Below are 6,163 nucleotides of genomic sequence, written 5' to 3' on the forward strand. Positions count from 1 at the left end.
TATTTTGGTGAAAAGCTGTTTGAACGGATGGTTATTGCAGCTCTTCATCCTTACGTGCAGTGAAGCGGATACACATAAAAAGAAAAGCCCGCAATTCGCAAAGACACAAAGAAAAAATAAAAATATCTCAAACATAGGATTTTCAAAGATTGCTAAGGAAATATTGAAGCAAATCCTTGAAAAAGTACATAGACAGAAAGGAAATTAATATGGTTGGAGATTTTGATTCAACCAAACGCAGCTCGTTTTTTTGTTTTCGAAATAATCCAATACTAGTCAAAATTTTGAACTACTAATGAGCCTGAGTATAAAATCCCGTTCATTCATATTTCTTGCAATCTTACCGGCACTCTTGCTTGGAACCTACACCATGGCATTTTCTGAAGTTCCACGAATTCTTTGGATGATAAATCTTGGTTTCGGCATGATGGGCATCGCTTTGCAATGGGTATTTTTCAGATTTAGACCGGTTTTCAAAAAGGTAAACCCCTACTCGATTCTCTTGGTAACGATCGTCTTGCTATTGCGGACTTTTTTTGATGATGGCTACCAGGATGTCCACAGATGGGTCAGTATTGGGACCTTTAAGGTCAATATTGGTTTGATCGTAAGTCCCTTGATTTTGATCCAGATTCATAAAATGGAAAATAAAATCATGGCCCTTTTGGTTTCTTTACTTACAGTTTTGATTTTACTTTTTCAACCCGATGCTTCATTGGTAACCGCTTTTTCAGCAGCTGCAGTTATGTTACTAATCAGGAAAAATAGCTCCAACATCACCAAAGGCTTGATTTTGATCGCCGCTATTGGTGCTTCGGTTTTTGCTTGGTACAATTTGGACAGTTTGCCTGCTGTCAGTTACGTGGAGGATATCCTATCCCTAGCCTGGAAAATCAGCGGGGTTTTTGGCATCTGTTCAGTGTTTTCTTTAGTGTTGTTACCCCTTCCGTTTTTTGTATTGGCTAGCAAAGAAAACAGGACAATGGCTTACAGTTTGGGTTGCTATTTCTCCCTGATTTTGTTGGCTACCCTGTTTGGAAACTTTCCCGTGATGGTGATGGGTTATGGGATTTCACCGATTATCGGATATTTCATTGGATTGATTTGGTTGGGGGAAGGGGCTTCGAATTGGGAAAAAGATTAGGAAATTAAATTTTCAATTCATTATCCTATTGATGATTCGAACGTCTGGATTTAAATTCGGATATTAGAAAATAAAAAAATAAACAAATGGCAACAGTTGATAAAATCAGGAATGGATTGATAGATAAAATCCTTTCCATCAATGACAAAGACTTTCTTGAAGCTCTTGACAAATTGATTTCTTCAAGTACCTCACAATCGGAAATTGTTTCATTAACTAAAGAACAAAAGGAAATGCTACAAATGAGTGAAGGAGATATTGAAAATGGCAGATTGATTTCACATGAGGCAATGGTCAAACGAAATCTTGAATGGCTAAAAGAATTGTAATTTGGGCGAGAACAGCAGATGTTCAATTTGTTGGGGTTCTAGAATATTGGGTGAAAAGAAATAAATCAAATTCATATTCAAAGAAACTACTGACATTGGTTGATGAAAAAAACCAAAGAAATTGCTGCATCGCCTTTCATATATAAGTCATCAGATTTTAAGGATATAAGAGTAGCAACTTTGGGTAACTTTAGCATTTTCTACAAAGTTTCTGCCGATCAAATTATCATCACTGCATTTTGGGACAACAGACAAGACCCGAAAAAATTATTGGAAGTTTTAAAAGAAAATACATAATAAATCACATTATACTGTGATAATGAATGTAATCATCTTTATATTTTTTACTTTCTCACAAAAAATCACATTATACTGCTATTTATCTTGATTATTTGATTTCATCCTATTACTTTGCATAAAAAATCACATTATAATGTTGTCTGTACAGTTAGGGGAAACCATCAAATCAAGAAGAAAAGAGTTGGGCATCACCCAACCACATTTGGCTGAACTTGCTGGAATAAGCCTCAACACTCTTTATAAACTTGAACGTGGGCAAAGTAATCCCTCATTGGAAGTGATAAACAAGCTTTCTGAAGTAATGGGAATGGAAATTAAACTAGAGGTCGTCAAAAAATATTGATTGAATGAGAAAAGCAGCGGTATATCGCAACGGGATATTGGCGGGAATTCTCAGGGAAGAGAACCGTCAGCATTTTGTGTTTCGGTATGAGGACGGATATTTCACTGACAGTTCCAAACCTGCCATCAGCATGACTTTGCCAAAAACCCAACAGGAATACCACAGCGAATTCCTCTTTCCTTTCTTTAGTAACATGTTGGCGGAAGGCACCAATCTCGCCATCCAACAGCGTTATTTGAAAATCGACGAAAGAGACGTCCTACAGCTTATAGGAGCAACGGCTGCAAGCGACACTATCGGTGCCGTGACGGTCCAATTGATAGAGAAGGAATGAACCTCCAAGACCTAAAATATTGTCCCTGTACCTTGGCAGAAGGATTTGATACCTACAGCCCGGCAGGATTGCGTTTGCTTTTCAACCGGAAAAAAGTTAGCCATATATTGGAATTTAATGCCCCAAGATTGGATGAAGAAGTAGCTGAGAAAATGCGGCAAAACAGCAAATCCATCTCCATCAGCGGCGCACAATTCAAACAATCCCTTGTCCTCGACCAACTGAAACTCAGGCTTACCGAACCTAGAGAACGCGGCCAATTCATCCTAAAACCCATTCCAATCAGACCACCTTTTGCAAAAGAAGATGAACTACCGGCAAATGAACACCTGACCATGCAGATTGCCAAGCAGGTATTTGGGATCCGAACAGCGGAATGTGCACTCGTGTTTTTTCAAAATGGAGAACCCGCTTACATCACCAAAAGATTTGATTACTACAAGGATGGTTCAAAAATCGCTCAAGAAGATTTCGCTTCCATTTCAGGCCGTTCAAAGGAAAAAGACGGTGAAAGTTACCGCAACTCCGGAAGCTATGAAACCATCGCCAAGTCTATGAAAAAATACGTAGCGGCTTATGCGGTAGAAATTGAAAAATATTTTGAACAGGTTGTCTTCAACTACCTGTTTTGCAACGGGGATGCCCACCTGAAGAACTTTTCACTTCAACAGACTCCAAGCGGGGATTATGTTTTGAGTCCGGCTTATGACCTGATCAACACCAGCCTGCATATTTCTTTCGATAGTTTTTTTGCCTTGGAGGACGGATTGTTTGATGATGACTATGAAACCGAAAGCTTCAAAGCATTGGGATTCTATGCCTATGATGACTTTTATGAGTTTGGCATAAAGATCGGTATGCGCGCAAACCGGGTCCAAACCGCCCTAGAAAAATACAGGAAGCCAAATGACCAAATCTTCACCTTCATCCAAAATTCATTTCTCACCCAACCTGCAAAAGACCAATACTTCAGCCTTTATTCCGATCGGTTGAAAATGTTGAATAATTCGTTTTCTGGATTGGTTTGAAGAAAAAAGTAAAAATGATGACACAAAAACAAATGATTTTTTTCGAATATATGTATCTAATTAGATACATTTGAATAAAAACTGACAATGCCAAGAATTGAAAGTTTCAATGGGATCAAGTTCTATGTATACAATGGCGATCATCGCCCGCCTCATGTGCATGCCACATATGGGGAATATGAAGTTCTTGTGGTCATTGAAACCGGAAAAATTTATGCCGGAGATTTGCCGATAAAACAATTAAAACAGGTTTTGGATTGGGTTGCGGGAAATTCAGATTGGCTTGTCGAATTATTTTATGAACTAAACCCTGAATTAAAATGAGAAAGAATTTAAAAATACCGAGGATAATTAAGATCAATTGGATTAAGGACACTTCAATTTCCGTAGTCTTTAACAATGGGGAATCAAGGATAATTGATATTTATGGCCTTTTGAAAAATTTGAACCTGGTAAATTCTCCTGCAAAAATTCTTTTGGAACCTGAAGAATTATCTAAAGTTGAATTGCTGGACCATACTTTGTCTTGGGAAAATATCGATCAATATATCACCATGAGAGATGGAGAAAAAAAGCGAGTCCCTTTCGAAATTGGTGCCGATGTATTGTTCCGGTACAGCAAACCTGAGAAATCCGAAATCCTGATGAAAATCGGGAAAATGATTAAGGAAAACCGTTTGAAATCCGGATTGACCCAACAGGAATTAGCTTTAAAAAGTGGAACCACAAGAACCTATATTTCGAGGATTGAAAATGAAAGGTCAGATATCGAATTAGGTACGTTGAAAAAAATAATTGAGGCAGGATTAGGGAAAAAGATTGAGATTTCTATAAAATAAAGTGGTTATTCTCTTTTTTGCCGGTAACCTCAATTTTTGTACAAGTAGGACAGAAGACCGAAGTCGGAAATTCCCGGCATTTCAGCCTCATGCCAAGAATTAAATTGAACTTTCATTTTACTGACATCATTACATAAACATTGAATAAATAGTTGTTTTAACTGGGAAATGGAAACTTCAAAATTTGACATAGCAGACTACTTGGACAGCAAAGAAATGATAGCTGAGTATCTTAATACTGTATTGGAAGAAGGGGATAACAATGACATAATCATTGCAATCGGGCATATTGCCAAGGCGATAGGAATGACCAAAATTTCTGAGGAAACAGGATTAAGCAGACCAAGTTTGTACAAAGCTTTGTCTGAGGGATCAAAACCTCAATTTGCTACCATCATGAAAGTATTAAAGGCTATTGGCGGACAAATTCAGGTTAATCCTATTTCAAGCTGAAAAATTTGAATAGAAATTCTTATTTTAGAAGGTGAACAATCAAACAATCAGGTTGATTTCATTCCTTCTATTCAAATTTTGACATATGAAGACCAAAGAAGAAAACAAGGAAAAGACTTTCGACGCTGTAAAATTCATGCGGGAACAAAGAAATCGAATTTCAAAGGACATAACGGATTTAAGCCCTGAGGAAATTGTTGCCTATTTTGAAGAAAAATCAAAAAGTGATAAAACACCAAAAAATAAATAGGGGTGTGATTATCGATAATAAGAAAAATGCCTATGAAAATGAAGGTATGTTGATATGATCCTTCAAGGCGATAAAGCAAGCAAGATGGAAACCATAACAATCGACATACTTAACCCAAAAGCAAAAGCTCTTTTGAAAGACTTGGAAAATTTAGAATTGATAAGAATTAGAAAGGATAACAAAAATTCTGATTTGGCGGCTTTGCTGAAGAACTTTCGGAAAAATGCAGATTCAGCCCCAAGTATGGAAGAAATAAACGCTGAAGTAGAAGCAGTCCGGAAAGCCCGATTTGAAAAGTAAAAGGGTGATTTTGGATACCAACTTGTGGATCAGCTTTTTAATTTCAAAGCTCCTACCGGAGTTGGAACTACTTTTAGATTCAGGATCGATCAGACTTATTCTTCCAATTGAACTTATTGAAGAATTTTTAGATGTTGCAAAAAGGCAAAAATTTATTAAGTTTTTTAAAAAATCAGATGTCGAAAAGCTATTAAATCAAGTACATAAATTCGGTGAAATAATTGAGGTGGTGTCCCAGTTGAATGTTTGTAGAGATGCAGAAGACAATTTTTTGCTTAGCCTTGCCATAGATGGCAAAGCAGATTATCTAATAACCGGTGATTCGGATTTATTGGTTTTGGGTAAAATCGAAAATACCAAAATAGTTACATGGACCGAATTTATTGACCTGATATAACAGACATAACTTGAACAAAGCCTTATCAGAGGGATCATAACCTCAATTTGCTACCATCATGAAAGTATTAAAGGCAATTGGAGTGAAAATTCAGGTAAACCCGATTTCTACCTGAAATCGAAAACTTGTCAAAAACGCATTATTTGAAACCATCTTGAAAGTGTTTGACACCTTTGGCGCAAAAGTAAATTTTCATCTAGAATTTGGTGAAAAAACAATTGCTTATCGATAAAAGCCCTAAATCCACCAATTTTATGTAGAACCAATTAAATGAAAATACCCTATACTGGGTATTTTTTTATACCCAATCTTTCTTTTTATTGCAACAAAAATTAAACCTAAAAAAAGTTTCTAAACGTAAAATAAAATGTAACTACTCAGGTTCTATTTAATTAACCGGAATTCAAGTTTTTTAATTGGTAACTGCTTTTGGGTTTAGCCTGTGT

The 6,163-nt window shown here is 36.6% G+C and carries 13 protein-coding genes; all 13 read left to right on the top strand.

What is annotated here, in order from left to right:
• The coding region (locus tag MMU07_RS21350) for a hypothetical protein (protein WP_241128643.1) at positions 1-208 on the top strand (208 nt) is incomplete at its 5' end.
• 87 nt (positions 209-295) lie between these two features.
• Positions 296-1,144 (top strand): hypothetical protein, encoded by an 849-nt coding sequence (locus MMU07_RS21355; RefSeq protein WP_241128644.1) that lies wholly within the window; start codon positions 296-298, stop codon positions 1,142-1,144.
• An 86-nt stretch (positions 1,145-1,230) separates the two neighbouring features.
• Complete coding sequence (locus MMU07_RS21360) at positions 1,231-1,473, top strand: hypothetical protein (protein ID WP_241128645.1); 243 nt, start codon at positions 1,231-1,233, stop codon at positions 1,471-1,473.
• A 102-nt stretch (positions 1,474-1,575) separates the two neighbouring features.
• Positions 1,576-1,770: a type II toxin-antitoxin system RelE/ParE family toxin gene (locus tag MMU07_RS21365; RefSeq protein WP_241128646.1), complete on the top strand. Its 195-nt coding sequence runs from the start codon at positions 1,576-1,578 to the stop codon at positions 1,768-1,770.
• Positions 1,771-1,906: 136 nt separating this feature from the next.
• A complete protein-coding gene (locus tag MMU07_RS21370; RefSeq protein ID WP_241128647.1) occupies positions 1,907-2,116 on the top strand; it encodes a helix-turn-helix domain-containing protein in 210 nt (69 codons plus the stop codon).
• A gap of 4 nt (positions 2,117-2,120) precedes the next feature.
• Positions 2,121-2,450, top strand: a complete 330-nt coding sequence (locus MMU07_RS21375; RefSeq protein WP_241128648.1) for a HipA N-terminal domain-containing protein — start codon at positions 2,121-2,123, stop codon at positions 2,448-2,450.
• Positions 2,447-3,478: a HipA domain-containing protein gene (locus MMU07_RS21380; RefSeq protein ID WP_241128649.1), complete on the top strand. Its 1,032-nt coding sequence runs from the start codon at positions 2,447-2,449 to the stop codon at positions 3,476-3,478. Before MMU07_RS21375 ends, MMU07_RS21380 begins: the two co-directional genes overlap by 4 nt.
• An 87-nt stretch (positions 3,479-3,565) precedes the next feature.
• On the top strand, positions 3,566-3,802 hold the full coding sequence (locus MMU07_RS21385; protein ID WP_241128650.1) for a DUF4160 domain-containing protein: 237 nt from the start codon (positions 3,566-3,568) through the stop codon (positions 3,800-3,802).
• On the top strand, positions 3,799-4,317 hold the full coding sequence (locus MMU07_RS21390; RefSeq protein ID WP_241128651.1) for a helix-turn-helix domain-containing protein: 519 nt from the start codon (positions 3,799-3,801) through the stop codon (positions 4,315-4,317). Before MMU07_RS21385 ends, MMU07_RS21390 begins: the two co-directional genes overlap by 4 nt.
• A gap of 168 nt (positions 4,318-4,485) precedes the next feature.
• Positions 4,486-4,770: an addiction module antidote protein gene (locus tag MMU07_RS21395; protein ID WP_241128652.1), complete on the top strand. Its 285-nt coding sequence runs from the start codon at positions 4,486-4,488 to the stop codon at positions 4,768-4,770.
• Between the two features lie 85 nt (positions 4,771-4,855).
• Positions 4,856-5,020: a hypothetical protein gene (locus tag MMU07_RS21400; RefSeq protein ID WP_241128653.1), complete on the top strand. Its 165-nt coding sequence runs from the start codon at positions 4,856-4,858 to the stop codon at positions 5,018-5,020.
• Positions 5,021-5,104: 84 nt separating this feature from the next.
• On the top strand, positions 5,105-5,320 hold the full coding sequence (locus MMU07_RS21405) for a hypothetical protein (RefSeq protein WP_241128654.1): 216 nt from the start codon (positions 5,105-5,107) through the stop codon (positions 5,318-5,320).
• Between the two features lie 4 nt (positions 5,321-5,324).
• Entirely contained in the window at positions 5,325-5,717 is a 393-nt protein-coding gene (locus MMU07_RS21410; RefSeq protein ID WP_418884529.1) for a putative toxin-antitoxin system toxin component, PIN family, read from the top strand.
• Positions 5,718-6,163 lie beyond the last annotated feature (446 nt).

Origin of the sequence: Cognataquiflexum nitidum (assembly GCF_022538055.1) — a bacterium.
Lineage (GTDB): Bacteria > Bacteroidota > Bacteroidia > Cytophagales > Cyclobacteriaceae > Cognataquiflexum > Cognataquiflexum nitidum.

What these genes read in the sequence shown, in the direction of transcription:
- MMU07_RS21400 (WP_241128653.1), top strand. Translation starts at nt 4,856, where the DNA reads ATGAAGACCAAAGAAGAAAACAAGGAAAAGACTTTCGACGCTGTAAAA.
- MMU07_RS21390 (WP_241128651.1), top strand. Translation starts at nt 3,799, where the DNA reads ATGAGAAAGAATTTAAAAATACCGAGGATAATTAAGATCAATTGGATT.
- MMU07_RS21395 (WP_241128652.1), top strand. Translation starts at nt 4,486, where the DNA reads ATGGAAACTTCAAAATTTGACATAGCAGACTACTTGGACAGCAAAGAA.
- MMU07_RS21365 (WP_241128646.1), top strand. Translation starts at nt 1,576, where the DNA reads ATGAAAAAAACCAAAGAAATTGCTGCATCGCCTTTCATATATAAGTCA.
- MMU07_RS21385 (WP_241128650.1), top strand. Translation starts at nt 3,566, where the DNA reads ATGCCAAGAATTGAAAGTTTCAATGGGATCAAGTTCTATGTATACAAT.
- MMU07_RS21370 (WP_241128647.1), top strand. Translation starts at nt 1,907, where the DNA reads ATGTTGTCTGTACAGTTAGGGGAAACCATCAAATCAAGAAGAAAAGAG.
- MMU07_RS21375 (WP_241128648.1), top strand. Translation starts at nt 2,121, where the DNA reads ATGAGAAAAGCAGCGGTATATCGCAACGGGATATTGGCGGGAATTCTC.
- MMU07_RS21405 (WP_241128654.1), top strand. Translation starts at nt 5,105, where the DNA reads ATGGAAACCATAACAATCGACATACTTAACCCAAAAGCAAAAGCTCTT.
- MMU07_RS21380 (WP_241128649.1), top strand. Translation starts at nt 2,447, where the DNA reads ATGAACCTCCAAGACCTAAAATATTGTCCCTGTACCTTGGCAGAAGGA.
- MMU07_RS21355 (WP_241128644.1), top strand. Translation starts at nt 296, where the DNA reads ATGAGCCTGAGTATAAAATCCCGTTCATTCATATTTCTTGCAATCTTA.
- MMU07_RS21360 (WP_241128645.1), top strand. Translation starts at nt 1,231, where the DNA reads ATGGCAACAGTTGATAAAATCAGGAATGGATTGATAGATAAAATCCTT.